This window comes from Nocardia otitidiscaviarum (assembly GCF_007362295.1).
GTDB classification, from domain to species: Bacteria; Actinomycetota; Actinomycetes; order Mycobacteriales; family Mycobacteriaceae; genus Nocardia; species Nocardia otitidiscaviarum.
Map to the genome: position 1 here is coordinate 5,712,483 of NZ_CP041695.1, position 21,771 is coordinate 5,734,253.

General features: G+C 69.7%; 22 protein-coding genes. 13 read left to right on the forward strand and 9 right to left on the reverse strand.

The features are described 5' to 3' along the window. Positions 1 to 63 precede the first annotated feature (63 nt). Positions 64 to 1,467 (reverse strand): NAD(P)H-quinone dehydrogenase, encoded by a 1,404-nt coding sequence (locus FOH10_RS25725; protein WP_143982654.1) that lies wholly within the window; start codon positions 1,465 to 1,467, stop codon positions 64 to 66. A gap of 248 nt (positions 1,468 to 1,715) precedes the next feature. Between FOH10_RS25725 and FOH10_RS25730 the strand changes: the two genes are divergently transcribed. Further along, positions 1,716 to 2,195 (forward strand): gamma-glutamylcyclotransferase family protein, encoded by a 480-nt coding sequence (locus tag FOH10_RS25730; RefSeq protein ID WP_029925601.1) that lies wholly within the window; start codon positions 1,716 to 1,718, stop codon positions 2,193 to 2,195. Positions 2,196 to 2,417: 222 nt separating this feature from the next. Here FOH10_RS25730 and FOH10_RS25735 read toward each other — a convergent pair whose 3' ends face one another. The 3 genes from FOH10_RS25735 to FOH10_RS25745 form a co-directional block, all read right to left on the reverse strand. Continuing rightward, positions 2,418 to 3,539 (reverse strand): M20 family metallopeptidase, encoded by a 1,122-nt coding sequence (locus FOH10_RS25735; RefSeq protein ID WP_051036920.1) that lies wholly within the window; start codon positions 3,537 to 3,539, stop codon positions 2,418 to 2,420. Positions 3,540 to 3,745: 206 nt separating this feature from the next. Then, entirely contained in the window at positions 3,746 to 4,954 is a 1,209-nt protein-coding gene (locus FOH10_RS25740; RefSeq protein ID WP_425326102.1) for a M20 family metallopeptidase, read from the reverse strand. 218 nt (positions 4,955 to 5,172) lie between these two features. Further along, on the reverse strand, positions 5,173 to 5,877 hold the full coding sequence (locus FOH10_RS25745; protein WP_143982656.1) for an enoyl-CoA hydratase-related protein: 705 nt from the start codon (positions 5,875 to 5,877) through the stop codon (positions 5,173 to 5,175). Positions 5,878 to 6,082: 205 nt separating this feature from the next. On the opposite strand from FOH10_RS25745, the gene FOH10_RS25750 reads away from it, so the two are divergent. The 3 genes from FOH10_RS25750 (at position 6,083) to FOH10_RS25760 (ending at position 9,078) form a co-directional block, all read left to right on the forward strand. Further along, positions 6,083 to 6,862 carry a purine-nucleoside phosphorylase gene (locus FOH10_RS25750; protein WP_143982657.1) on the forward strand — a complete coding sequence of 260 codons (780 nt, stop codon included), beginning with the start codon at positions 6,083 to 6,085 and terminating at the stop codon, positions 6,860 to 6,862. Positions 6,863 to 6,928: 66 nt separating this feature from the next. Beyond that, a complete protein-coding gene (locus FOH10_RS25755) occupies positions 6,929 to 8,851 on the forward strand; it encodes a phosphohexomutase domain-containing protein (RefSeq protein WP_244962122.1) in 1,923 nt (640 codons plus the stop codon). 8 nt (positions 8,852 to 8,859) lie between these two features. Further along, entirely contained in the window at positions 8,860 to 9,078 is a 219-nt protein-coding gene (locus tag FOH10_RS25760) for a hypothetical protein (RefSeq protein WP_143982659.1), read from the forward strand. 27 nt (positions 9,079 to 9,105) lie between these two features. Here the strand turns inward: FOH10_RS25760 and upp are convergent, their stop codons facing one another. Next, entirely contained in the window at positions 9,106 to 9,729 is a 624-nt protein-coding gene (upp, locus tag FOH10_RS25765) for a uracil phosphoribosyltransferase (protein WP_143982660.1), read from the reverse strand. 191 nt (positions 9,730 to 9,920) lie between these two features. On the opposite strand from upp, the gene FOH10_RS25770 reads away from it, so the two are divergent. The 5 genes from FOH10_RS25770 (at position 9,921) to FOH10_RS25790 (ending at position 14,175) form a co-directional block, all read left to right on the forward strand. Next, the gene (locus FOH10_RS25770; protein WP_186000588.1) at positions 9,921 to 10,244 is read left to right on the forward strand and encodes a type VII secretion target; all 324 of its coding nucleotides are present in this window, start codon (positions 9,921 to 9,923) and stop codon (positions 10,242 to 10,244) included. A 627-nt stretch (positions 10,245 to 10,871) separates the two neighbouring features. Next, positions 10,872 to 12,041, forward strand: a complete 1,170-nt coding sequence (locus FOH10_RS25775; protein ID WP_143982662.1) for a C40 family peptidase — start codon at positions 10,872 to 10,874, stop codon at positions 12,039 to 12,041. A gap of 195 nt (positions 12,042 to 12,236) precedes the next feature. Then, positions 12,237 to 12,578 carry a hypothetical protein gene (locus tag FOH10_RS25780; protein WP_143982663.1) on the forward strand — a complete coding sequence of 114 codons (342 nt, stop codon included), beginning with the start codon at positions 12,237 to 12,239 and terminating at the stop codon, positions 12,576 to 12,578. Beyond that, entirely contained in the window at positions 12,575 to 12,904 is a 330-nt protein-coding gene (locus FOH10_RS25785; protein WP_143982664.1) for a YbaB/EbfC family DNA-binding protein, read from the forward strand. The genes FOH10_RS25780 and FOH10_RS25785 overlap by 4 nt, the downstream gene beginning before the upstream one ends. A 26-nt stretch (positions 12,905 to 12,930) precedes the next feature. After that, positions 12,931 to 14,175, forward strand: a complete 1,245-nt coding sequence (locus FOH10_RS25790; RefSeq protein ID WP_143982665.1) for a primosomal protein — start codon at positions 12,931 to 12,933, stop codon at positions 14,173 to 14,175. A gap of 28 nt (positions 14,176 to 14,203) precedes the next feature. On the opposite strand, the gene FOH10_RS25795 is transcribed toward FOH10_RS25790, so the two are convergent. The 4 genes from FOH10_RS25795 to FOH10_RS25810 form a co-directional block, all read right to left on the reverse strand. Beyond that, positions 14,204 to 14,866 (reverse strand): hypothetical protein, encoded by a 663-nt coding sequence (locus FOH10_RS25795; RefSeq protein ID WP_143982666.1) that lies wholly within the window; start codon positions 14,864 to 14,866, stop codon positions 14,204 to 14,206. 46 nt (positions 14,867 to 14,912) lie between these two features. Beyond that, positions 14,913 to 16,004, reverse strand: coding sequence for an adenosine deaminase (locus tag FOH10_RS25800; RefSeq protein ID WP_029925575.1), 1,092 nt, complete (start codon positions 16,002 to 16,004; stop codon positions 14,913 to 14,915). A 193-nt stretch (positions 16,005 to 16,197) separates the two neighbouring features. Then, positions 16,198 to 17,484 (reverse strand): thymidine phosphorylase, encoded by a 1,287-nt coding sequence (locus FOH10_RS25805; protein WP_143982667.1) that lies wholly within the window; start codon positions 17,482 to 17,484, stop codon positions 16,198 to 16,200. Positions 17,485 to 17,575: 91 nt separating this feature from the next. Beyond that, positions 17,576 to 17,977 carry a cytidine deaminase gene (locus FOH10_RS25810; RefSeq protein ID WP_029925572.1) on the reverse strand — a complete coding sequence of 134 codons (402 nt, stop codon included), beginning with the start codon at positions 17,975 to 17,977 and terminating at the stop codon, positions 17,576 to 17,578. A gap of 303 nt (positions 17,978 to 18,280) precedes the next feature. On the opposite strand from FOH10_RS25810, the gene sdhC reads away from it, so the two are divergent. Genes sdhC through FOH10_RS25830 form a run of 4 tightly spaced genes read left to right on the forward strand, consistent with a single transcriptional unit; the run spans position 18,281 to position 21,693 of the window. Continuing rightward, positions 18,281 to 18,676, forward strand: a complete 396-nt coding sequence (gene sdhC, locus FOH10_RS25815) for a succinate dehydrogenase, cytochrome b556 subunit (RefSeq protein ID WP_143982668.1) — start codon at positions 18,281 to 18,283, stop codon at positions 18,674 to 18,676. Positions 18,677 to 18,678: 2 nt separating this feature from the next. Further along, complete coding sequence (locus FOH10_RS25820; protein ID WP_029925568.1) at positions 18,679 to 19,110, forward strand: succinate dehydrogenase hydrophobic membrane anchor subunit; 432 nt, start codon at positions 18,679 to 18,681, stop codon at positions 19,108 to 19,110. Positions 19,111 to 19,126: 16 nt separating this feature from the next. Next, positions 19,127 to 20,926 carry a succinate dehydrogenase flavoprotein subunit gene (sdhA, locus tag FOH10_RS25825; RefSeq protein WP_143982669.1) on the forward strand — a complete coding sequence of 600 codons (1,800 nt, stop codon included), beginning with the start codon at positions 19,127 to 19,129 and terminating at the stop codon, positions 20,924 to 20,926. After that, entirely contained in the window at positions 20,926 to 21,693 is a 768-nt protein-coding gene (locus FOH10_RS25830; protein WP_029925565.1) for a succinate dehydrogenase iron-sulfur subunit, read from the forward strand. Before sdhA ends, FOH10_RS25830 begins: the two co-directional genes overlap by 1 nt. Positions 21,694 to 21,771: the final 78 nt, after the last annotated feature.

Below are 21,771 nucleotides of genomic sequence, written 5' to 3' on the forward strand. Positions count from 1 at the left end.
GTGAATCACACTGCGCGGCCAGCGGCAAGGCGGCAGGTATTCCCACCACCGGATGTTCACCCGTCAGTCGAGATCATCATGACGCATGAGCTGGCGCGCCGCCTCGGTAACGGAGCCGGTAAGGGAGGGATACACCGAGAACGTCTGCGCCAGATCGTTCACCGTGAGGTTGTTCTGCACCGCCAGCGCGATCGGCAGGATCAGCTCGGACGCGATCGGGGCCACCACCACGCCGCCGATCACCACACCGGTCGCCGGACGGCAGAAGATCTTGACGAAACCCCGGCGCAGGCCCGACATCTTGGCACGCGGGTTGGTGTTCAACGGCAGCATGACCGTGCGGGCGGGAACCTCGCCGTTGTCGATGGCGGTCTGGCTGACGCCGACGGTCGCGATCTCCGGGCGGGTGAACACCGCCGAGGCCACGGTCTTGAGACGAATCGGCTGCACGCCCTCGCCCAGCGCGTGATACATGGCGATGCGGCCCTGCATGGCGGCCACCGAGGCCAGCGGCAGCAGGCCGGTGCAGTCGCCCGCGGCGTAGACGCCCGTCGCGGTGGTGCGCGAGACGCGATCGACGCGCAGGTAACCCCCCTTGTCGAGCTCGATGCCGAGACGCTCCAGGCCCAGCCCCTGGGTATTGGGCACCGAGCCCACGGTCATCAGGGCGTGCGAGCCGGTGACGGTGCGGCCGTCGGAGAGTTTCGCCACAATGCCGTCCGCGGTGCGCTCGACCGCGTCGGCGCGGGCGTGCTTGACCAGTTCCACACCGCGCTCGGCGAGGGCGTCCTCGAGCACCAGCGCGGCGTCGGCGTCCTCACCGGGCATGACGCGGTCGCGGGAGGAGACCATCTTCACCTTCACGCCCATCTCGGTGTAGGCGGAGACGAACTCGGCGCCCGTGACACCGGAGCCGACCACCACCAGGGTCTCCGGGAGTTCCTTGAGGTCGTAGAGCTGCCGCCAGTTGAGGATGCGCTCGCCGTCGGGCTCCGCGCCGGGCAGCACGCGCGGGCTGGCACCGGTCGCGATCAGCACCACCTCGGCCTCGAGCACGCGCTCCTGACCGTCGAAGGTGGTGGCCTTCACCAGGTGGGTGGCCAGACCCGGGGCCTGGTCGATGATCTCGCCGCGACCGTGCAGCACGGTCACGCCCGCGGTCTGCAACTTGGTCTTGATATCCGAGGACTGCGCCTGTGCGAGCGCCTTCACGCGGGAGTTCACCTCGGCCAGCCGCACCTGCGCCTGCGACGGGTGCACGGTGATGCCCAGATCGCGGGCGCGCCGCAGATCGGTGCGCACCCCGGTGGACGCGATGAAGGTCTTGGACGGCACGCAATCCCACAGCACACACGCGCCGCCGATGCCGTCACTGTCGATCAGCGTGACCGGCGCCCCGTGTTGGGCCGCCACCAGCGCCGCCTCGTATCCGGCGGGGCCGCCTCCGATGATCGCAATGCGGGTCATTGTTCCTCCGCTTCAGCTCGGCAACCGGGATCTCCGGCACCGCTCTCAACGTTATCGGGACAGGTCTGTACACATCCGACCGCATCCGGTGTGAATTCGCCCGGTATTCGCACGGCCCTGCCGCCATTGTGGCGCGCGCGACAGTCGGGCCGACGCGTGGCGGCTGGGCTGCGGCAAAACGCGCGCGGGCGACACCGCGTGATCGGGGATCGGGAACGCCGGGTGGGTTCATTCGATAGGCTCATACAGTGCCGATTTACGCCGCCTATGGATCCAACATGGATCCGGAGCAGATGCTCAAGCGCTGTCCGCACTCCCCCGTGTACGGAACCGGCTGGCTGGAGGGGTGGCGCCTCACCTTCGCCGGGGACGACATCGGCTGGGAGGGACCGCTGGCGACGGTGGTCGAGGAGCCCGGTTCGCGCGTGTTCGTCGTCCTCTACGACGTTCCCGACGACGACGAGGTGAGCCTCGATCGCTGGGAGGGCTCGGACTTCGGGATCCACAAGAAGATCCGGCTCCGCGTCACCCCCAGCCCCGGCACCGGCACCCAACCGGTGTTGGCCTGGCTCTACGTGCTGGACGCCTACGAGGGCGGCCTGCCCTCGGCGCGCTACCTCGGTGTCATCGCCGACGCGGCCGAAAAGGCGGGCGCGCCCGAGGATTACGTGCACGCGCTACGCACCCGCAACTCCAAGAACGTGGGTCCGGGCACCTTCGGCCTCTGACCCACCCCTCGCTCCCGTACGCGCATCGTTCCCGCCGCGGGCCCGGCACCGCTGGGCCCGGCACCGAAGGTCGGCGACAGGGGTGCCGAACCGGCTGCCCTGCAGACTCGATCGCCTGCCCTACCGGCACGAGCGGGCGACCTACCGGCACGAGCGGGCTGCACCCCGATCCGGGGGCGCGGCCCGCTCGTATCGAATCGCCGGTGTGCGAATCTCGCCGTGTCAGTGCGCGTTCAGCACCAGGTTGCTCATCACCCGCACACCGACCGCCAACGCGCGTTCGTCGATGTCGAAGGTGGGCTGGTGCAGGTCCAACTGCTCGCCGTGCCCGGACCAGACGCCGAGGCGCGCCATGGCGCCGGGCACCTCCTCCAGGTACCAGGAGAAGTCCTCGCCGCCCCCGGACTGGGGCGTGTCGGCCAGCGCGTCGGGGCCGAGCGCCCGGATCGACTCCTCGAACATGCGCACGGCGGTCTCGTCGTTCACCACCGGCGGCACGCCACGCTTGTAGTTGAGCTGATACCGCACGCCGGTCGGGGCCAGCAATCCGTCCACGATCTCGCGGACCATGGGCTCGAGCAGCGACCAGGTCGCGTGGTCGCCGGTGCGCACGGTGCCGGTGAGCATGCCGGTCTGCGGAATGGCATTGGGCGCCTTGCCCGCCGACACCGCGCCCCACACCATGACGGTGCTGGTGCGCGGATCGATGCGGCGGCTGAGCAGGCCCGGCAGACCGGTGATCACGGTGCCGATGGCGTACACCAGATCGCTGGTCAGATGCGGCCGCGAGGTGTGCCCGCCGGGCGAGTCCAGCACCAGTTCGACGGTGTCGGCGGCGGAGGTGATGGCACCCACGCGGATGCCGACACGCCCGACCTCCAAACGCGGATCGCAGTGCAGCGCGAACATGCGCGACACGTCCTCCATGGCGCCCGCGGCGACCATGTCCAGCGCACCGCCGGGCATGACCTCCTCGGCGGGCTGGAACACCAGTCGCACACCGACCGGCAGGTCCGGCACCTCGGCCAGCGCCAGCGCGGTGCCGAGCAGGATGGTGGTGTGCGCGTCATGCCCGCAGGCGTGCGACACGCCCGGCACGGTGGAGGCGAAGGGCAGCCCGGTGTACTCCTGCAGCGGCAGCGCGTCCATATCGGCGCGCAGGCCGATGCGCGGGCCGTCGTCGGGACCGATATCGCAGATCAGCCCGGTACCGCTGGGCAGTTTCCGCGGTTCCAGCCCCGCCTTGACCAACCAGGACTCCACGAATTCGGTGGTGCCGAACTCGGTGCGGGAGAGCTCGGGGTTCGCGTGGATGTGCCGTCGCCAGGAAATGAGGTCTTCCATGTGCTCCGACAGCCACGCGTCGACCGCGTGACGCCCGGTCTGTACTGCCGTGGCGGCGCTCGCTCTGCCCGGTCTGGTCACGCAAGCCGCCGCCTCCGGGCCTGCGGTTCGTGCTGCGCCCGAAGCGGTGCTCGCGGATCCGTCCGTGGTCACGCAAGCCGCCTTCTCCGGGCCCAACCCTCGCACCGGGGACCGGCCGGTTGTACTCACCGAATGTCCTCCTGTCGCTGAAACTGCCGTTGCTTGACGCGTTCCGACAACCTGTCTCTGTGTAATTCATCGCTCGCGACCTGTATCGCCGTTCTCGCCAGCGCCGTTGCCCCGTCGAGGACGGCGCGATCGGCCGAGGCGTTCACGGCGGCGGCCGCGAAGGCGGGCTGGTGCGTAACCGCTCCACCGGCATCGATGCCGATAATCGGGTGAATGCCGGGAATGACATTGGTGACATTGCCCATATCGGTACTGCCCAACGGTCGTGCCGCCTCGAGTTCCGGGGCAATCGGAGCGCGTCCCAGACCGATGATCTGTTCGCGATACGCCAACAGTAGTGCGGCATCGGGCGTGAGCTCGGTATATGTGGGCGCGAGCTGCCGGATGTCGTGTGTGCATCCGGTAGCCAGGGCACCAGCCTCGAAGCACGCCGATGCGCGTCGCATCAGATCGTCGAGGGCCGCGGAGTCCTCTGCTCGTAGGTAATACAGCAGTTCCGCGTGTCCGGGCACGATGTTGGGGGCCACGCCGCCCGATCCGACTATACCGTGGAGTTGCTGTCCGGGGAGGAGATGTTGACGCAGCAATCCGAGGGCAACTTGAGCGACGGTGGCAGCGTCCCCCGCATTGCGTCCATATTCCGGGGCCGCGCTGGCATGCGCCTCGCGTCCGTGGAAGACCACCTGCAGATCGGCGAGGGCCAGTGAATGCGCGCCCACGATGTCCTCGGGACCCGGATGCACCATGAGCGCCATGGCCGTGTCGTCGAACACACCGCGCTCGAGCATGAGCACCTTGCCGCCGCCGCTCTCCTCGGCGGGCGTGCCGTAGACCTTCACCGTGATGCCGAGCCGGTCGGCCACCGCGGCGAGTCCCAACCCCGCCCCCACCGAGGCGGCGGCGATGATGTTGTGCCCGCAGGCGTGGCCGATCTCCGGGAGCGCGTCGTACTCGGCAAACAAGCCGACCACCAGGTCTCCGTGGCCGTAGCTGGCGGTGAAGGCGGTCGGCAGCCCGCCGACACCGGTCTCGATCTCGAAGCCGTGCTCGGCGAGCGGTTCGATGACCTTGGCCGCGCTGCGCCGCTCCTCGAACGCCAGCTCCGGCTCGTCGTGAATCGCGTGCGACAGCGCCACCAGGCGCTCCCGCGCCCCCGCGATCACCGTGTCCGCCCCGGTCAGCAGCGCCGAATCCGCCGATGTCACGGCAGCATGCACCGATAGGTCGGCAGTGCGCTGCCGCCCATTCGAACTCGGGTCATCGCCGCCGCTGTGCGCTGACATGGGAGACAGTCTCGCATTGTGTCACCCGAATGTCGCAGCGGCCGGCCCCGGAAAGCACCCCCAATACCGTCCGGCCTGCCGCTCGGGGGCGGGTCCGCCCCGCACGCCCACTGGCGCGCGGGGCATCGCGAGCGGCTTGCTCAGCCCACGCTGAAGGCGAGATTCTCCGCCGTCGTCGGCGTCATCAGCCCTTCGAGCGTGCGCGCGTGCAGCGCCTTCTTGATGACCGCGAGGTTGGGTTTGCGGTTGCCCGCGAGTGCCGCCGCCCGCGCCACCGCCGCACCCAGCAACTGGTCCGCATCCGCTTTGTCGTCCACGATGCCCGCGGCGATGGCGTCATCGGCCGCGTACCGGCGTCCGGTCGTCATGGCCTCGACCGCCACCTGATTGGTCAGCCTGCCGGTGACCAGCGCGTTCATCGCCACGGTGAACGGCATGCCCAAATGCACCTCGGGCAGGCACCAGAAGCCGCGGTCGGCGCGCATGACGCGGAAGTCGTGCGAGGTGGCCAGCATGGCCCCGGCCCCGAAGGCGTGGCCGTTCACCGCCGCCACGGTCGGCATGGGGAAGGCCAGCAGGCGGGTGTAGAGCGAGTGCACCCGGTCCAGGTACCAGTGGTTCTTGTCGAAATTGCCGAACAGCCAGTCGGTGTCGAGTCCGTTCGAGTAGAACTTGCCGGTCGCCACCGTCACCAGCGCGCCCGGTCCCTCGGACGCCTCGACCTCATCCAGCTTCGCGTGGACCTCGTCGATCCAGTCCGGGTGAAAACGGTTCTCGCTGTCGGTCTGCCCCTCATTGCCGAGGTACAGCACGAACACGTCCCCGTCACGCTTCAAATACGGCATGCGTGCAGCGTAATCACCCCACACCCACTACCTACTCGCGGGTAGCCACCCGGTTCCCCGCGAAGGGGAACTGGTGGCGGAGGTCTCTCGCGTTTCGCCGCCACCAGTTCCCCCTGATCGCCCGCCCGACTCGGGAAGCGGGCAAAGGGGGCGGGGGGTGGATGGGAGACTGCGCGGGAGATCGAGTGGGACTAGGGTGGGCGGCATGCTAGCCGCGCAGGCCGCCGAGGCGATCGCCGAACGAACCGGAGTGCAGGAGCACCGAGTCGCGGTGGTGCTCGGGTCGGGATGGCAGGAGGCGGCGCTCGAGATCGGGGAGCCGGCCGTCTCCATTCCCATGAGCGAGGTGCCCGGATTCGGGTCGCCGACGGCGCAGGGACACCAGGGCACGATCCACTCGGTCAGCGTGGGTGATGCGCCCGTACTGCTACTCATGGGGCGCCAGCACCTGTACGAGGGGTACGAACCCGGGCAGGTGGTGCATCCGGTGCGCACCGCCATCGCGGCGGGCGCGCGGACCGTGCTGCTCACCAATGCGGCGGGCGGCATCCGCCAGGGCTTGCAGGTCGGCGAGCCGGTGTTGATCGGCGACCACCTCAATCTGACCGGCCGGACGCCGCTGGTCGGCGCGAACTTCGTGGATCTGGTCGATGCCTGGGATCCCGAATTGCGTTCCCTGGCAAAGGAAGTCGATCCGAGCCTGACCGAGGGCGTGTACGCGGGGCTGACCGGCCCGCAGTACGAGACCCCGGCCGAGATCCGGATGCTGCGCACCATCGGCGCGGACCTGGTCGGCATGTCCACGGTGCTGGAGGCCATCGCCGCACGAGCGGCGGGGGCGCGGGTGCTGGGCATCTCGCTGGTGACCAACCTCGCCGCCGGGGTGACCGGCGCGCACCTGTCGCATGCGGAGGTGCTCGCCGAAGGCCACGCGGCCGCACCACGATTGGGGAAGTTGCTGCGCGGCGTGCTGGAACGACTCTAGGAGGCGCTCGTGCTGCGCTTCGGCACCGCCGGTCTGCGCGGACCCCTGCGGGACGGTCCGGACGGTATGAACGTGGAGACGGTGACGCGCGCCAGCGCCGGAATCGCGGACTGGCTGCGCGACCGCTGCCTCGGCGGCGGTCTGGTGATCGTCGGCCGCGACGCCCGGCACGGGTCGGCGGAATTCGCCGCCGCCACGGCGGAAGTCTTCGCCGCCGCCGGTTTCACGGTGCTGCCCCTCCCCCGCCCGCTGCCCACGCCCATCGTGGCCTACGCGGTACGCGAACTGAAAGCGGTTGCGGGCGTGCAGATCACCGCCTCACACAACCCGGCCACCGACAACGGCTACAAGCTCTACCTGGACGGCGGCTCCCAGCTCGTCCCGCCCGCCGACACCGAGATCGAACGGCGGATCGAAGCGGTCACCACCCCCGTCCCCCGCTCCGATCCCGCTTCCGCCGCACCGGATCCCGGCCTGCTGTCGCTCCCCGCCGATGCCAGCGTCGCGCAGATGGGCGAGGAGATCGTCCGCCGCTACCTCGCCCGGGTCGCCGAGCTGCCGACCCGCATCGGTGGTGCGGCACCCGCCACATCACGCAGGGCACCGACGATCCCGGCCGGGGCCACTACACGGCCCCCAGCAGCCGAAGCGCCGCCCACCGCCGTCGAAGCACGGATAACCGACGTCGGCACTGCACCCATGTCCGCGAGCCCGGTGGCGGGTGCGGGGGCACCGGACGCCGGTGCCGACCCAGCATCCGGCTCCGGCACCCCCACCTCCCCGACCGCCCGACCTGGCACCGGCGGACTCACCACCCCGACCACCACATCCGGCGCCGGGGGCTCCTCCTTCTCGGGTGCGACTGCGCGCATCGGCGGTACGACCGCGGGCGGCGACGAGGTGAGCGCTGCCAACGTGCGCGCGACGCCGACCACCGGAGCTGCCGGTGCATACGGCCTGGAGTCCGCCGTCGATACCGTGGGGACGTCCGATGGCGACGGTGCTGAGCGGTTGTGGCGCAGGCCCGTTCGTATCGCGTTGACCGCCATGCACGGTGTGGGCGGTGAGCTCGCGGTGCGGGCGTTGCGGGCGGCCGGGTTCGCGGATGTGGAGGTGGTGACGGAGCAGTTCGCGGCGGATCCGGACTTTCCCACCGTCGCGTTCCCGAATCCGGAGGAGCCGGGGGCCGCCGATCTGCTGCTGGCACTGGCCGAGCGGGTCGGGGCGGATGTGGCCATCGCGCTGGATCCGGATGCCGACCGGTGTGCGGTCGGGGTGCCGGGGCGCGGGGGCTGGCGCATGCTGCGCGGGGATGAGACCGGGGTGCTGCTGGGCGATTACGTGCTGCGCACGGCCGCTCCGGGTGCGCTGGTCGCGACCACCATCGTCTCGTCACGGCTGTTGAGCAAACTCGCTCCGGCACGGGGGGCGCGCTACGCGGAAACGCTCACCGGGTTCAAGTGGCTGGCCCGCGCGGGCGACGGGCTGGTCTACGCCTACGAGGAGGCCATCGGGCACTGTGTGGACCCGGCCGCGGTGCGCGACAAGGACGGTATCTCCGCCGCGGTCGCGGTGGTCGATCTGGTGGCGCGGCTGCGGGCCGCCGGACGCAGCGTCGACGACGTACTCGACGACTACGCGGTCGAATTCGGCGTACACGCCGGTGCCCAGGTGTCGCTGCGCCTGGCCGGCGCCACCGAGGCCACGGCCGTGGTGGCGCGGTTGCGCTCCGAGCCGCCCACCGAAATCGCCGGGGAGCCGGTCACTTCCACGGATCTGCTCCAGGTGCGCGGGCGCATGCGCACCGACGCCCTGATCTTCGAGGGCGACGCGCTGCGCCTGGTGGTCCGCCCGTCCGGCACCGAACCAAAGCTCAAGTGCTACCTGGAGACCTTCGAACCTGTTCCGGACCCGGCCCAACTCGCCACCGCGCGCGCCGCCGCCGAGCAGCGGCTCGCCGGAATCCGGGAGTACTGCGAAAAGCTGTGAATCACACCATGAACGGTCAACGCTGCACCTCGTGCGGACACCACGAGCTGGAACCGGGATTCCTGGAGGACGCGGGGGAATCGTCGCGCGGCTACTCACGCTGGATCTCCGGCCCGCTGGAGTTCGGCCTGTTCGGTGGCGCGAGACGCTTCGGCAAACGCCGCTTCCCCGTCACCGCCCACCGCTGCACCCGCTGCTCACACCTGGAACTCTTCGTCCGGAAGTAGCGGCCGTGCGGCCGGGCCGAAAAATGCTCAGCGGGGGCCGAATTGGCGGTCTCCGGCGTCGCCGAGGCCGGGGACGATGAAGGCTTCGGAGTTGAGGCCGCGGTCCACCGAGGCGGTGACCAGGCGGATGGCGTGGCCCGACTTCTCCAGGGCGGCAATGCCTTCGGGGGCGGCGACCACGCACAGCACGGTGATGTCGCGGGCGTTGCGGGTGGCCAGCAGGTCGAGGGTGTAGACCATGGAGCCGCCGGTGGCGAGCATGGGATCCAGCACGATGACCGGGGTCCGGGACAGGTCGTCCGGCAGGGATTCCATGTAGGGCGTCGGCTGGTGGGTCTTCTCGTCGCGTGCCAGGCCGACGAAACCGATGCGGGCGTCCGGGACCAGATTCTCGGCGGTCTCGACCATGCCCAGCCCCGCGCGCAGCACCGGAACCAGCAGCGGCGGTGCGGCCAGCCGGGTGCCCTCGGCCGCGGCGACCGGGGTGGTGATGGGGAAGGTCTCGACCGGCGCTTCCCGCATGGCCTCGTAGACCAGCAGCGCGGTGAGATCACGCAGCGCTGCCCGGAATGTCGGATTGGGGGTGCGGGCGTCGCGCATGGTGGTGAGCAGTGCGGCCGCGAGCGGGTGATCGACGATCTGGGTGCGCATGTACGAAGAGGATACGGCGAGTTGCCACGCGCCACGCCGACGGCCTGCGCATTTCCGCGCCGACCGGAACCGGTCCGGGTCCGCCCGCGTCCAATCCCATGAACGAACCGCTCCGCCGTCGGCAGCCCGCCGCGACGTCCCCGACGTACCACGGCTGCCCGCGGCGGCCACCGTGTGATTGGGGGATTCGGATGTACGACCTCACCGTCGACCCGACCGGCATGGCGACCTACGCCACCACCACCTACCTCCGGGCGGCCGACCTCACCGCCGCCGCCACCCGAGCCACCCCCGCCGGCCCGCCCCTACTCACCCCCCGCTTCGGCCTACTGTCCCCCGACTTCCTCGCCGCTTACACCGCAGCGCACACCACTCACCTCACCACCATCACCACCCTCGCCACCGTCCTGGCCAGCATGGCCGCCACCGCCACCGGCGCGGCCACCACCTATACCGCCCTGGACAGCGCCCGCGCCGCAGGACTCCATCCGACCAGCGGGGAGATGAACGCATGACCACCGAGCGAAGCACCGACCGCCTCCACACCCGAGCGACCACAACCCGCCCCAGCGGCGAGCGCCGGGCCACCCAGCACCGCGTGGACACCACCCCCGGCCTCGGACGCCACCCGACCAGCGCGGGTGTAGGCACACGAACTCCGAACACAACACGGGCCGCCTCCACACCCAGAACCGCACCCCACCCCGGCGACGCCCCGGATGACTACCTTCCCGCCGGTCCTGGAGCCGGCTTCGATCACCTCGAAGGCGAGGGCGGGAACGCCTGGCGGGGCACGGGAGCATACGCCTCGAAAGCCCGGGACCGAGCGCGCTGCGGATGCACACGTGACCGCTCGACAGGGGACGCCGGGTTTCCGTACGGAAGCCCCACGACCGGGCGCAGAGGTAGGTGCGCGACGATCCGGCAGCACGCGGAGCGCACACGCGGGGATTCGCGGCCCAGCGCGGCGGAGGTGGTCGCGTGACCGCCGGGCGGGGTGCGGGGCGGGCGCGCGGGGAACGGGTCTGTGCGCGGTGGTCGTACCGGGCGGCAGGGCCGGCCGGGTGTCGGGTGCGGGCGGGGCGGGGCGGGGGTTGCTCGGGGCGGCGGGGGGCGCCGGGTGATGCGGGTGGGGGTGTGCGGTGAGCGGGGTCGATATCGGGGCGTTGGCGCGGCCGATCGTCGAGTTGCGGGCGAGCCTCGGGGATGCGGCGCAGGTGGCGGCCGCGGTGGAGGCGTTGCGGCGGTTGTCGGATGAGCTCGACGGGATGCTCGGCTCGGGGCGGGCCGGGGTCGACCGGTTGGCCGACGCGTGGCGGGGCGAGGCCGGGGATGCCGCGCTGGGCACCGGGTTGCGGGTGCAGACGGCGGTGGCGGAACTGGCCGATCGCGGCCGGGCCGTGGCCGAGGTGGTGGAGCGCGCGTCCGGGGAGGTGGTCGCCGGGGAGCGCGAGCTGGAGGAGATCCTGCGGTCGTTCGGGACGAGTGTGACCGCGCTCGGACCGGCGGCGGCGACACCGCCGGGCATCGGCCTGATCGTGGCGGCCGCCATCGAGCATCTGGGGCGGGCGCTGGCGGTGGTGGGCCGGGTACGGGTGGACCTCGAGGACGAGACGGCGGCACTGCTCGACCTGGCCGAGCCGATACCCACTCCCCTACCGGTCGAGGCGGAGGCGTCAGCGACCGCACCGGCGAGCACGGCCGGTCCGGCGAGCACGGCCGAACCGGTGGGCGGCGCTGTGGCCCCGGCCGCCGCAGTCGGACCCGTATCGAACGGTCCGGTCGGTTCTGGAGCCGGGATGTTCGACAGCAGATCGCGACCGGTCGACTCCGCACGCACCGTCCCCGCCGCGATGAGCACCCTGGGCACGAGCGCGCTGTCCGAGGACCGCACCGAGCCCAGTTCAACCGGACAGGGGGTGAAGCTCACCCTCCCCGACGGCAGTACCGTGGAAGCGCCCAATCAGCAGGCGGCGGATGCCGTGCGCAATGCGCTCGGCGCGGTCGGCACCCCGTATGTCTGGGGCGGCACCACTCCCGGCGTCGGCCTGGATTGCAGCGGACTGACGCAGTGGGCCTACGCGGAGGCGGGCGTACCGCTGCCGCGCCTGGCCCAGCACCAGGGCGATGGGCATATGCGGGTGGGTCCGGGAGAATTGCTGCCGGGCGATCTGGTGGTATGGGACGGGCACGTGGCCATGGTGATCGGCAACGGCCAACTGGTGGAGGCGGGCGACCCGGTCCAAGTGGGCCCGATCCGCACCGAGAACAGCGGGATGCGGTTCCTCGGGTTCTACCGCCCGACCGCATGACGAGCCGAAACCGCTGGCGGCTGGCGTCCGGTGGAAAGCACGACCGGCGGAGCGCCACCAGCGGAGCACAACCGCCAGAGCACGACGGGCGAAGCACGACCGAGCGGAGCACGATGGACGAGCCGGGGAACAGCAGCTCGAACGATCACAGCCCAGGGCCGACAGGTCAACCACCCACTTCCGGAAGGTCACCGCATGAGCGAAGCGCAGGTCCCGAACGTGACCACGGCGAGCAGTTCCAATCGCGCGGGCACGGTCACGGTGCGCGCCACCGATCAGGGGATGCCGGTGGAGATCTCCTTCGAGCGCGGTGAATACCGTTACGGTGCACAGGCTCTCGCCGACGAGATCCTGCGGCTGACCAAGCGGTCCGCCATCGCGGCCAAGGCGCGGCGGCGCGAACTGCTGGCGGAGGCGGGCCTGCCCGACGACGCGCTCGACCGGCTGGGGCTGCCCACCCGCCGGGCCGCGGTCGAGGCGCTCGATCGCCTCGACGACGCCGACACCGGGCAGACGAGCTGGGTGAAGCCGGTATGAGCGCCGAGATGGACGCCCTGGTCACCGGGGTTACCAACCAACTGGAAGCGCTGGAGGCCGCGCTCTACGACCTGAAGCGGGTGCGCGGCAGATTCGCCGCCGAGGATGGTTCGGTCACCGCCGAGGTGGACGGCGACGGCGCGCTCACCGGCCTCTGGCTGGCCGAATCCATGACCTCACGGCCCCCGGCGGAAGTGGCGGAATCGATCCTCTGGGCGTGCGGCCGAGCGGCCGCGGAGGCCGGTGCGCAGCGGTCCCGAATCGTTGCCCGGTTGAACGAGTCCTTCACGCCGGGAAATGTTGCGGGGAACCCGGATAGTGCCTGACGCCACCACTGGCTAGGCTTCCGGTCATGGCTTCTGGAGACATCGTCCCGATCGAGCTCGGTCTGACAAATGGCGACCTCGTCACCCTGTGGGCGCCGCGCTGGCGGGACGGTGACGACGAGTGGGAGGCGTTCCTCGGTCACGAGGACTCCCTCTACGGTTTCGAGTCGGTCGCGGAGCTGGCCGCGTTCATTCGCACCGACTCCGACAACGATCTGGTCGACCACCCGGCGTGGAAGATCATCGCCGGGCTGTCGGCGGCAGAGCTCGAGCCCGAGGAGCAGTACGTCTTCGACCTCGTCGGCGTGCTGGAGCTGGCGGCGGGCGATCCGGACCCGGAGGTCGTCGCCGAGCTCGAGGAAACCCTCGACATGGTGCGCAATATCGGCGAGGTCTGCGAACTCGACGTGATCACCAAGTTCTTCGGCTCGCATCCGGTGCTGGGCGCGCTGCCCGCCGGGGTGAGCGCCTTCACCGGCCAGGAGGGACTCGAGCTCTGGGACCAGATCGGCGCGGCCATCGCCAAGGACTGGGACTCCGTGCTCGACGCCGTCGACTCGGTGGTGAAGACGCCGGAGGTGGATGCCGACGCGGTCGCGGTCGCGGAGGCCGAACTGCTTGCGGCGGAGGAGAATATCGTCGACGCCGAGGACGCGGCCGAGACCGACGAGGATATCGAGCCGGTCGACCTCGACGAGGAGGACGACGACGAGGACGAGTCGTTCTGGCACGAGGTCGGCATCGACCCGGTCAAGATCGTCACCTCCGAGGGCGTCTACTTCACGCTGCGCTGCTACCTCGACGACGAGCCGGTCTTCCTCGGCACCGACGGCACCATCACCGTCTTCGGATCCGAACGCGCGCTGGCCCGCTACCTGGCCGACGAGCACGACCACGATCTGGCGCAGGTGAGCACCTACGGCGAGGTGCAGACCGCCGCCGTGGACGGCTCGCTCGAGGTCGAGGTGACCGACGAGAACGTCTACGTGCTGCCCGGCCTGGCCGACGACCTCGCCGAGGGTCCGAAGGCCGTGGATGTGGACCAGCTCGACCTGGCGGTCGAATTGTTCACCGACGCCGCCGATTACGCCGACGACGACGCGGTGGAGACGGCGCTGGCGGTGTCCACCCCGCTGGGCTGGTACGTGTCCTACCTGCTCAACCCGGACCCGACCCGGCTGGCGCCGAACCCGCCGTTCGCCGCCGAGGCGGAGGCGTGGAGGGCGTTGGAGCAGGGCTTCGAGAGCCGCCTCAGCGTGCACAAGGGCTGAGCGACAGCAGGTTTCACCGGCCGTGCCGTCAGGCGGCGTTGAGACGAATCCAGATCTGTTCGGAGCGGCCCAGCAGACGGCGGTCGGAACCGTAGAGGGCGGTGGAGGTGTGGGCCTTGCGGCCCTCCTCGCTGTGGAAGGCTCCGATCACCACGCACTGTTCACCCGGTTCGGGCCGGGCGGTGATCGTAGCGGTCATGGAGCCGAGCACCGCCGGACGGTCGAACATTCCGGGGACGGACCACGCGCCGGGGCAGTCCATGGCGGCCCAGAGCAGCGGCGCCCCGATGGGAACGGTGCCGTCGGGGGTCCAGGGGGCGGCCACGACGCCGTCGGCGACCGGGCCGGGTTCGATACGCAGACCGTCGGAGCGCAGGCTGCCGCAGACGAAACAGTGGCCGAACAGGTCGTTGTTCCGGTATTCGCTGGTGGCGTCGGACGCCGCCGCGAGCGGCACCGGGGCGGGCGCGGGCCGGGTGAAGTCACCGGGGGCCGACTGCGCGACCAGGGTGTCGCCGTTGAACAGGTCGCCGTCCGCGAAGCGCAGATCCACGTCCAGCGGCGGCGGACTGCGCAGGACGACCCGCACGGTGGGGGCGTCGTGCTGGTCGGCCAGCAGGCCCGCCACATAGCCGCCGTTACCGGAGCCGGGCGGGCCGTTGAAGCGGCTCGGAATGCGCACAGTCCTCATAGTTCGCCACGGTAACGAAGTTGGACGCTGCGCGGTGGGTCGGGGCTCAGCCCAGGAGTACCGCGTAGCCGGGTTTGATCACCTCGTCGATGATGCGGAGGCGGTCGGGGAACGGGATGAAGGCGGACTTCATGGCGTTGATGGTGAACCGTTCCAGATCGCTCCAGCCGTAGTCGAAGGTCTCGACGAGCTTGAGCATTTCGCGGCTCATGGTGGTGTCGCTCATCAGCCGGTTGTCGGTGTTCACGGTGACGCGGAAACGCAGCCGGGCCAGCAGGTCGAACGGGTGCTTCTCCAGTGAGGGCACCGCGCCGGTCTGCACATTCGAGGAGGGGCACAGCTCGAGCGGGATCCGCATGTCCCGGACGTAATTCGCGACCAGGCCAAGCCGGGGGCCGTCCGCCGAGTCGACGATGTCGTCGGTGATGCGCACCCCGTGGCCGAGCCGATCGCAGCCGCAGAAGGCCAGCGCCTCGTGAATGGAGGGCAGGCCGAATGCCTCACCGGCGTGAATCGTGAAGTGCGCGTGGTTGGCCCGCAGGTACTCGAAGGCGTCCAGGTGCCGGGTGGGCGGGTATCCGGCTTCGGCGCCGGCGATGTCGAAGCCGCATACGCCGCGATCGCGCCAGCGCACGGACAGCTCCGCGATCTCCCGCGAACGAGCCGCGTGCCGCATCGCGGTGAGCAGGCAGGTGACGCGGATGGGGTGGCCCTCCTCGGCGGCCAGTGCCTCACCTTCGCGGAAGCCCTCGAGGGTGTGCCGCACCACGTCGTCCAGCGTCAGCCCGGCCTCGAGGTGCTGTTCGGGCGCGAACCGAACCTCGGCGTAGACGACGCCGTCGGCGGCGAGGTCGAGCGCGCATTCGCGGGCCACTCGCCGCAGCCCCTCCGGGGTCTGCATGACGGCCACGGTGTGGGCGAAGGTCTCCAGATAGCGTTCGAGCGATCCGCTGTCGGCGGCGTCTCGGAACCAGCGCCCGAGGGTTTCGGCGTCGTGTGCCGGAAGCTGGTCGTAGCCGCAGTCGCGCGCCAGCTCGAGCACGGTCGCGGGCCGTAACCCGCCGTCGAGATGATCGTGCAGCACGGCCTTGGGCGCTTGGCGGATCGAAGCAAGGGTAAGGGGCGTCGGTCCAGTCATGTACCCACGTTAGTCGGCGAAACGCGCGGCGTCAGGGTAGTCGCGGTACCGCCATCCGCACTGTGGCGTGTTGTTGCCCATACGTTGCCCCCGAGTCATCCGAGCGTCAGGTGCGGGTGATGCGGTCAGCGAGTCGTGGGCAGACCGCCGAAGGGGTGTTCCTGCGCTTCCGAAATCGGTCGTCCCGCTTCGATCAGGGTTCGACGCGATCCAGAAGCAGTGGGGTGGGGGCGAATTCGCCGGGGGCGCCGATGGTGTAGGCGGCGTGGAGGTCTTCGAGGGCGGCGGGGATGGCGGCGGGGGTGTCGGTGTGCAGGGTGAGCAGGGGCTGGCCCGCGGTCACCGGATCGCCCGGCTTGGCGTGCATTTCGATGCCCGCGCCCCATTGCACCGGGTCGCCCTGGCGGGCGCGGCCCGCACCCAGCCGCCAGGCGGCCAGGCCGACGTCGAGGGCGTCCAGGCGGGTGAGGGTTCCTGTCGAGGGGGCTGGCACGGTCTCGGTGTGCGCGGCCCGGGGCAGCGGGGCGTCGGGGTCGCCGCCCTGGGCGGCGATCATCGCCCGCCAGTGGTCCATGGCGCGCCCGTCGGCCAGCGGGTCCGCGGGGTCGACATCGTGGATTCCGGCCTGCGCCAGCATCTCCCGCGCCAGGGCGAGGGTGAGTTCCACCACGTCGGCCGGGCCGCCGCCGGACAGCACCTCCACCGATTCGGCCACCTCGAGCGCATTGCCCGCGGTGCGGCCCAGCGGCGTGCTCATATCCGTGAGCAACGCCACCGTCCGCACGCCCGCGTCGGTGCCGAGTTCGACCATGGCGGTCGCCAGTTCGCGGGCGGCCGCGAACTCCTTCATGAACGCGCCGCGGCCCACCTTCACGTCCAGCACCAGCGCGCCGGTGCCCTCGGCGATCTTCTTGCTCATGATCGAGCTGGCGATGAGCGGGATCGATTCGACCGTGCCCGTCACATCGCGCAGCGCGTAGAGCCGTTTGTCGGCGGGGGCCAGATCCGCGCCCGCCGCGCACACCACCGCGCCGATCGTGGGATCGGCGAGGATCTCCCGCATCCGGGCGACCGGCAGCTCGGCTCGCCAGCCCGGGATGGACTCGAGCTTGTCCAGTGTGCCGCCGGTGTGCCCGAGCCCGCGCCCGGACAGCTGCGGCACCGCAGCGCCGCAGGCGGCGACCAGCGGGGCCAGCGGCAGCGTGATCTTGTCCCCCACGCCACCGGTCGAATGCTTGTCCACGGTCGGGCGGGGTAGGTCGGTGAAGTCCATACGCTGCCCGGAGCCGATCATGGCGGCGGTCCATCGCGCGGTCTCCCGGCGCGTCATGCCCCGCCACACCACGGCCATGGCCAGCGCCGCCATCTGCTCGTCGGCCACCTCACCGCGGGTGAACGCGTCGATCACCCAGTCGATCTGGGCATCGCTGAGCTCGCCGCCGTCCCGCTTGGTCGTGATGATCCCCACCGCGCTCTGCATGGGTCGATCCTATGGCCGCCACCGCGGTCCGCACCCGAGCGAAGGTGTTCCCGCACCCCCTGCCGGACCGCGCACCGGCTGTGGCGACCGATCAGCGCTGCCCGGCTTCGAGATCGTCGGGCCCGAAGGCGTCCGGCAGCAGCGCGCGCAGTGCGACCGGACCCCCGCGATGGTCGACCAGCAGCTCATTGCCCCCGTGCTCGAACAGGATCTGCCGACACCGGCCGCACGGCATCAGGATCTCTCCGCGCGAGTCGCAGACCGACACCGCGGCCAGCCTTCCCCCACCGCCCGAAATCAAGTTACCGACCAGTACACATTCGGCGCAGAGGCCTAGACCGTATGAGATATTTTCCACATTGCAGCCGCTCACAATACGTCGGTCTACGGTGAGAGCGGCCGCCCCGACCGGGAATCGGGAGTAGGGCGCATAGGCATTGCGCATGACTTCGAATGCGTTGCGGCGCAAGGCATTCCAATCCACTTCCGGCATATCGGACCTTCCTCGCATGGGCACGACGGTAGCGCGTTAACAGCCTTGACAACCGGCCTTGCAAATCAGGAAAGGCAAACCTAACTCAGGCAATTCGGCGGCAACGAGCGGCACGCCGAATTAGTTCCCCCAAACCCGTGGGATTAGAGTTCACGACAGATCGGTTCAGGTACCCGGCAGCGGACCGGACCACCGCAACCGGGATAACGATTCCGGCTGTGAGCTGGTGTTATCAAGTAAGCCTACGCGGCTCCGCGAGGGATCTGACCGGGTCCATCAACGACGTTGGAGGCACCGCACTCTATGACCACGCTAGAAGCTCCGGCCAAGCCGAAGCGGACCCTGTACCGAGGCGACCCCGGCATGTGGTCCTGGGCTTTGCACCGCATCACCGGTGTCACGATCTTCTTCTTCCTGTTCGTCCACGTTCTGGACACCGCCCTGGTGCGGGTCAGCCCGGACACCTACGACCAGACGATCGAGACGTACAAGACCCCCATCGTCGCCCTGCTGGAGATGGGCCTGGTCGTGTGCGTGCTGTTCCACGCCCTCAACGGCGTCCGGGTCATCCTGGTCGACTTCTGGGAGAAGGGCCCGCGCTACCAGCGGCAGATGCTCTGGATCGTGCTGACCGTCTGGATCCTCCTCGCCGGGGCGGGCATCGGCCGCCAGTTCTTCTACCTGCTGACGGAGCACTGAAAATGAGCGCACCTGTTCTCGGTAAGTCCTACGACCGCCCCGCCAGCCTGGACGCGCCCCGCGCGCCGCGCCGCACCTCCGGCAACAACTTCGAGAAGTACGCGTGGATCTTCATGCGCTTCTCCGGCCTGCTGCTGATCGTCCTGGTGCTCGGCCACATGTTCATCATGCTGATGATCGACGGCGGCGTGAAGCGCCTGAACTTCGCCTTCGTGGCGGGTCGCTGGGCCTCCCCGTTCTGGCAGATCTGGGACCTCACCATGCTGTGGCTGGCCCAGCTGCACGGCGGCAACGGCCTGCGCACCGTGATCGACGACTACGCCCGCAAGGACTCCACCCGCTTCTGGCTGAAGACCCTGCTGGTCGTCTCGATGATCCTGGTCATGGGCGTGGGCACCTACGTCATCTTCACCTTCGACCCCAACATCAGTTAGGAACAGGCCACCTCGCATGAGTGAGCGCAGCGAACGAATCAACAGTGCTGGTGAATCTCGCCCTGTTCAGGAGCACCGCTACGACGTCATCATCGTCGGTGCCGGTGGCGCTGGCATGCGTGCGGCGATCGAGGCCGGTCCTCGCGTCCGCACCGCCGTACTGACCAAGCTCTACCCGACCCGCTCGCACACGGGCGCGGCGCAGGGCGGCATGTGCGCCGCGCTGGCGAACGTGGAAGAGGACAACTGGGAGTGGCACACCTTCGACACCGTCAAGGGTGGTGACTACCTGGTCGACCAGGACGCCGCGGAGATCATGGCCAAGGAGGCCATCGACGCCGTGCTCGACCTGGAGAAGATGGGCCTGCCGTTCAACCGCACGCCGGAAGGCAAGATCGACCAGCGGCGCTTCGGCGGCCACACCCGCGACCACGGCAAGGCTCCGGTCCGCCGCGCCTGCTACGCCGCCGACCGCACCGGCCACATGATCCTGCAGACGCTGTACCAGAACTGCGTCAAGCACGACGTGGAGTTCTTCAACGAGTTCTACGTGCTGGACCTGATCCTCACCGAGAGCGAGCGCGGCCCGGTGGCCACCGGTGTGGTGGCCTACGAACTGGCGACCGGCGACCTGCACGTGTTCCACGCCAAGTCGATCGTGTTCGCCACCGGCGGCTCCGGCCGCATGTACAAGACCACCTCGAACGCGCACACGCTGACCGGCGACGGCATGGCGATCGTGTTCCGCAAGGGTCTGCCGCTGGAGGACATGGAGTTCCACCAGTTCCACCCGACGGGTCTGGCGGGTCTGGGCATCCTGATCTCGGAGGCCGTGCGCGGTGAGGGCGGCATCCTGCGCAACGCCTCCGGCGAGCGCTTCATGGAGCGCTACGCCCCCACCATCAAGGACCTGGCGCCGCGCGACATCGTGGCGCGCTCCATGGTGCTCGAGGTGCTCGAAGGCCGCGGCGCGGGCCCGAACAAGGACTACGTCTACATCGACGTGACCCACCTCGGCGAGGACGTGCTCGAGGAGAAGCTGCCCGACATCACCGAGTTCTCCCGCACCTACCTGGGTGTGGACCCGGTGAAGGAGCCGGTGCCGGTCATGCCGACCTGTCACTACGTGATGGGTGGCATCCCGACCCGCATCCGCGGTGAGGTGCTGCGCAACAACACCGATATCGTCCCCGGCCTGTACGCCGCGGGCGAGTGCGCGTGCGTGTCCGTGCACGGCTCGAACCGGCTGGGCACCAACTCGCTGCTCGACATCAACGTGTTCGGCCGCCGTGCCGGTATCGCCGCCGCCGAGTACGCGCAGCGCAGCGAGTTCGTGGAGATGCCGGAGAACCCGGCGCAGCTGGTGCAGGACTGGCTGGCGCTGATCCTGTCCGACCACGGCAACGAGCGGGTGGCCGACATCCGCACCGAGTTGCAGTACACGATGGATATGAACGCCGCCGTGTTCCGCACCGAGGACACCCTCAAGCAGGCGCTCACCGACATCCACGCGCTCAAGGAGCGGTACGCGCGGATCACCGTGCAGGACAAGGGCAAGCGCTACAACAGCGACCTGCTGGAGGCCGTCGAGCTGGGCTTCCTGCTGGAGCTGGCCGAGGTCACCGTGGTCGGCGCGCTCAACCGCAAGGAGTCGCGCGGCGGCCACGCCCGCGACGACTACCCGGATCGCGACGACACCAACTACATGCGCCACACCATGGCCTACAAGACCGGTCCGGAGCTCATCTCCGATATCCGGCTGGACTACAAGCCGGTGGTGCAGACCCGTTACGAGCCGATGGAGCGTAAGTACTGATGACTGCTGTCGCTGAAACGCCGCAGAAGGCGGCTCCGGTCCCCGAGGGCTCGACGATCATCACGGTCAAGATCGCCCGTTTCAACCCGGAGGACGGCCAGGGCCAGCACTGGGATTCCTTCCAGGTGCCGGTGCTGCCGACCGACCGGTTCCTGAACGTGCTGATCTACATCAAGTCCTACCTGGACGGCACGCTCACGTTCCGCCGCTCCTGCGCGCACGGCGTCTGCGGATCCGACGCCATGCGCATCAACGGCGTGAACCGGCTGGCGTGCAAGATCCTCATGAAGGACATGCTGCCGAAGAACGGCAAGGACATCACCGTCACCGTCGAGCCCATCCGCGGCCTGCCCGTGGAGAAGGACCTCGTGGTGGACATGGAGCCGTTCTTCGACGCCTTCAAGGCGGTCAAGCCGTACCTGATCACCTCGGGCAACGAGCCGACCCGCGAGCGCATCCAGTCCCAGCACGACCGCGCCCGCTTCGACGACACCACCAAGTGCATCCTGTGCGCCTGCTGCACCACCTCCTGCCCCGTGTACTGGAGCGACGGCAGCTACTTCGGCCCGGCCGCGATCGTGAACGCGCACCGCTTCATCTTCGACAGCCGTGACGAGGGCGCCCGCGAACGCCTGGACATCCTCAACGACGTCGAGGGTGTGTGGCGCTGCCGCACCACCTTCAACTGCACCGACGCCTGCCCCCGCGGCATCGAGGTCACCAAGGCCATCCAGGAGGTCAAGCGCGCCCTGCTCTTCGCGCGCTGAGTTCCCCCGCATCGCCTGAACCGCGAAGGCCGCCCGCAGCACCGCATGCGGGCGGCCTTTCGGCTGTGCGGACAACAT

Bases quoted from the DNA above. Each gene is read 5' to 3' on its own strand.
- FOH10_RS25785 (WP_143982664.1), top strand. From the start codon at position 12,575: ATGAGCGCCGAGATGGACGCCCTGGTCACCGGGGTTACCAACCAACTG.
- FOH10_RS25795 (WP_143982666.1), bottom strand. From the start codon at position 14,866: ATGAGGACTGTGCGCATTCCGAGCCGCTTCAACGGCCCGCCCGGCTCC.
- upp (WP_143982660.1), bottom strand. From the start codon at position 9,729: ATGCGCACCCAGATCGTCGATCACCCGCTCGCGGCCGCACTGCTCACC.
- FOH10_RS25755 (WP_244962122.1), top strand. From the start codon at position 6,929: ATGAACGTGGAGACGGTGACGCGCGCCAGCGCCGGAATCGCGGACTGG.
- FOH10_RS25790 (WP_143982665.1), top strand. From the start codon at position 12,931: ATGGCTTCTGGAGACATCGTCCCGATCGAGCTCGGTCTGACAAATGGC.
- FOH10_RS25750 (WP_143982657.1), top strand. From the start codon at position 6,083: ATGCTAGCCGCGCAGGCCGCCGAGGCGATCGCCGAACGAACCGGAGTG.
- FOH10_RS25760 (WP_143982659.1), top strand. From the start codon at position 8,860: ATGAACGGTCAACGCTGCACCTCGTGCGGACACCACGAGCTGGAACCG.
- sdhA (WP_143982669.1), top strand. From the start codon at position 19,127: ATGAGTGAGCGCAGCGAACGAATCAACAGTGCTGGTGAATCTCGCCCT.
- sdhC (WP_143982668.1), top strand. From the start codon at position 18,281: ATGACCACGCTAGAAGCTCCGGCCAAGCCGAAGCGGACCCTGTACCGA.
- FOH10_RS25780 (WP_143982663.1), top strand. From the start codon at position 12,237: ATGAGCGAAGCGCAGGTCCCGAACGTGACCACGGCGAGCAGTTCCAAT.
- FOH10_RS25770 (WP_186000588.1), top strand. From the start codon at position 9,921: ATGTACGACCTCACCGTCGACCCGACCGGCATGGCGACCTACGCCACC.
- FOH10_RS25735 (WP_051036920.1), bottom strand. From the start codon at position 3,539: ATGGAAGACCTCATTTCCTGGCGACGGCACATCCACGCGAACCCCGAG.
- FOH10_RS25745 (WP_143982656.1), bottom strand. From the start codon at position 5,877: ATGCCGTATTTGAAGCGTGACGGGGACGTGTTCGTGCTGTACCTCGGC.
- FOH10_RS25820 (WP_029925568.1), top strand. From the start codon at position 18,679: ATGAGCGCACCTGTTCTCGGTAAGTCCTACGACCGCCCCGCCAGCCTG.
- FOH10_RS25830 (WP_029925565.1), top strand. From the start codon at position 20,926: ATGACTGCTGTCGCTGAAACGCCGCAGAAGGCGGCTCCGGTCCCCGAG.
- FOH10_RS25800 (WP_029925575.1), bottom strand. From the start codon at position 16,004: ATGACTGGACCGACGCCCCTTACCCTTGCTTCGATCCGCCAAGCGCCC.
- FOH10_RS25725 (WP_143982654.1), bottom strand. From the start codon at position 1,467: ATGACCCGCATTGCGATCATCGGAGGCGGCCCCGCCGGATACGAGGCG.
- FOH10_RS25805 (WP_143982667.1), bottom strand. From the start codon at position 17,484: ATGCAGAGCGCGGTGGGGATCATCACGACCAAGCGGGACGGCGGCGAG.
- FOH10_RS25810 (WP_029925572.1), bottom strand. From the start codon at position 17,977: ATGCCGGAAGTGGATTGGAATGCCTTGCGCCGCAACGCATTCGAAGTC.